This is a genomic window from Acutalibacter sp. LFL-21 (assembly GCF_025630755.1).
Taxonomy (GTDB): Bacteria; Bacillota; Clostridia; order Oscillospirales; family Acutalibacteraceae; genus Acutalibacter; species Acutalibacter stercoravium.
Window position 1 is genome coordinate 1 of record NZ_JAOTNT010000026.1, and the last position, 2,698, is coordinate 2,698.

4 protein-coding genes are annotated in these 2,698 nt (G+C 55.7%); all 4 read left to right on the forward strand.

Annotated features, from left to right (window positions below; all coding sequences use genetic code 11):
• A partial coding sequence (locus tag ODJ80_RS13920) for a sigma factor-like helix-turn-helix DNA-binding protein (RefSeq protein WP_263042548.1) occupies positions 1-400 on the forward strand: 400 nt, incomplete at its 5' end.
• Positions 393-605, forward strand: coding sequence for a helix-turn-helix domain-containing protein (locus tag ODJ80_RS13925; protein WP_002586615.1), 213 nt, complete (start codon positions 393-395; stop codon positions 603-605). The genes ODJ80_RS13920 and ODJ80_RS13925, both read left to right, overlap by 8 nt.
• Positions 606-1,186: 581 nt before the next feature.
• Positions 1,187-1,585 (forward strand): plasmid mobilization protein, encoded by a 399-nt coding sequence (locus tag ODJ80_RS13930; protein WP_117499026.1) that lies wholly within the window; start codon positions 1,187-1,189, stop codon positions 1,583-1,585.
• Positions 1,557-2,698, forward strand: a 1,142-nt coding sequence (locus ODJ80_RS13935; protein ID WP_263042549.1) for a relaxase/mobilization nuclease domain-containing protein, incomplete at its 3' end; no start/stop codon positions are given. The genes ODJ80_RS13930 and ODJ80_RS13935, both read left to right, overlap by 29 nt.

A 2,698-nucleotide genomic window follows, 5' to 3' on the forward strand; every position in this document is an offset into this window, starting at 1 on the left:
AGAATATATCCAGCGCAGGTACAACGCCTTTTGCAAGACTGTTATCCGCTGTGCCGCCTTGGACAAGATTTTGAAGCTTAAACGGCAATGGGAACGGCAAGTTTCCCTTGACTATCTGACAAATGAGAAGTTTGTCCAGTTTGCCGAGCCGGAGCCGGACGAGGAATATCCCTTTACCGTCTGCGGCCAGACCGTCCTATTGAGCAATGCTGCCCTTGCCGACGCGATCTCTGTTTTGCCGGAGCAGACACAGGAAGAAATCCTGCGCTATTATTTTCTGCGCCAGCCGCAGCGCGTGATCGGCGCGTACATTGGCCGGTCACGCAGCACAGCGGGGCGGCATATCCAGCTTGCCTTGCAGCGGCTGCGCGAAGAAATGGGGGCGAGCCGGTATGAGTAGACTTCTCCCCTATGAAACAATCCTCAAAGCCCGTGAGGGCGACCCAGAAGCCGTGAACGCTGTCCTGCTCCACTACGCCGGATATATCCGCTATTTCTCAAAAGTGAACGGGCAGGTCAACGCCGAGGTGGAGGACTATGTAAAGCAGCGGTTAATTGACTGTCAATTCAAGTTCCGGCTTGACGAACCACCGGACAAGTCATAAAAACTGAATACCAGCCGCCACCGACGCGGCCAGCGAAAGCAGTAAGTCTTGAAAAAGATTTACTGCTTTTTTTGTTGTCCGGCTCCGCTCCCGGCCATTTTGCCCCCTGCCGGTTGTAGTAGTAAGCGAGGAGGGAATTTTTCTGCCCTGGTGTTTGGCATTTGGAGCATTTACCCGTAGTAGAGGGCAAAGAGAAAGGATTTCTCCAACACCGGGTAGAAACCACTGCGTCCGGTGTCATTTTAGCGAAAGCGGGCAGGAATGCCCTTTACAGGATTAGTAGTAGCAGAAAAAGAGAAACAAACTTTTGTGGTTGCAGTTTTCCAAAAAAGTGGCGGACGGAAGTGAGAGAAAGTTTGCAGTCACGGAGAGCAAGTTTCTACCACGGTGCCAAAATCCGCAATTCTGCAGTTTTGCCCCTCGCGGGAAACTTGTTGGGGAGTGCCTTCCCCAAACCCTGCTATGCGGCTTGCGCCGCAAAAATATTCCCGACCGGCGAAAAGTTTTTTCTCACTTTCGCCCCGGAAATGGCTAACAGATAAGAGAATTTTTTGTGATAAGTGAAAGGAGGTTTACAGCCCATGCCGAAGCGATACAACACACCCCACCGCAGCCGCGTTGTGAAAACCCGGCTGTCCGAAGAAGAATATGCCGACTTCACAGCGCGGCTTGCGCCCTATGGTATCAGCCAGTCCGAATTTCTCCGGCAGGCGATACGGCGCACCGCCATACGCCCCGTTATCCATGTGTCAGCGGTCAATGATGAACTGCTCTCCGCTGTCGGGAAACTCACAGCCGAGTACGGCAGGATTGGCGGCAACCTCAACCAGATTGCCCGGTGTCTGAACGAGTACGGCGTAACCTATAACGCACTGTCCGGCGAGGTACGAGCCGCCATAGCCGACCTTGCCGCCCTCAAGTATGAAGTCCTAAAGAAAGTAGGTGACGCGGTTGGCAACACTCAAGCATATCAACTCTAAAAACGCCGACTACGGAGCCGCCGAACAATACCTGCTGTTTGAACATGACGAGTTTACCATGAAGCCTGTCCTTGATGAAACCGGCAGGCTTATCCCCCGCGAGGACTACCGGCTGTCCACGCTGAACTGCGGCGGGGAGGATTTTGCCGTTGCCTGTATGCGGGCAAATCTCCGCTATGGGAAAAACCAGCGGCGGGAAGATGTGAAAAGCCACCACTATATCATCAGCTTTGACCCACGGGACGGCCCGGACAATGGCTTGACCGTAGACCGGGCGCAGGCATTGGGCGAGAAGTTTTGCGCCGAGCATTTCCCCGGCCACCAGGCCCTTGTATGCACCCACCCGGACGGGCATAACCACAGCGGCAATATCCATGTGCATATCGTTATTAACAGCCTGCGGATAGAGGAAGTGCCGTTCCTGCCCTACATGGACAGGCCAGCCGACACGAAAGCCGGTTGCAAGCACCGCTGTACCGACGCGGCCTTGCGCTACTTCAAGTCCGAAGTCATGGAGATGTGCCATCGGGAGGGGCTTTACCAAATCGACCTCTTGAACGGCAGCAAGAACCGCGTCACCGACCGGGAGTATTGGGCGCAGAAAAAGGGACAGGCCGCGCTGGACAAGCAGAACGCCCCCATGATTGCAGGCGGTATCACGCCCCGGCAGACCAAGTTTGAAACGAACAAGGAGAAGCTGCGGCAGACCATACGCGCCGCGCTGTCAGCGGCGACCTCATTCGAGGACTTTTCCTCTCTACTGCTGCGGGAGGGCGTGGCCGTCAAGGAGAGCCGGGGGCGGCTTAGTTACCTCACGCCGGACAGGACAAAGCCCATTACCGCCCGCAAGTTGGGCGACGATTTTGACCGCGCCGCTGTCCTTGCCGTTTTGGAGCAGAACGCCGCCAGAGCCGCAGAAAAGACCGCGGCTATATCCAGCACCCCGCCCTCTATCCAAGACCAACTGCGGACAGACAGAGCCGCCCGAACTGCTCCGAATGTGCAGCGGCTTGTGGACATTGAGCAGAAGAAAGCCGAGGGGAAAGGCCGGGGCTATGAACGCTGGGCGACCATGCACAACCTCAAACAGATGGCCGCGACGCTGAATGTGTA

What these genes read in the sequence shown, in the direction of transcription:
- ODJ80_RS13925 (WP_002586615.1), top strand. Translation starts at nt 393, where the DNA reads ATGAGTAGACTTCTCCCCTATGAAACAATCCTCAAAGCCCGTGAGGGC.
- ODJ80_RS13930 (WP_117499026.1), top strand. Translation starts at nt 1,187, where the DNA reads ATGCCGAAGCGATACAACACACCCCACCGCAGCCGCGTTGTGAAAACC.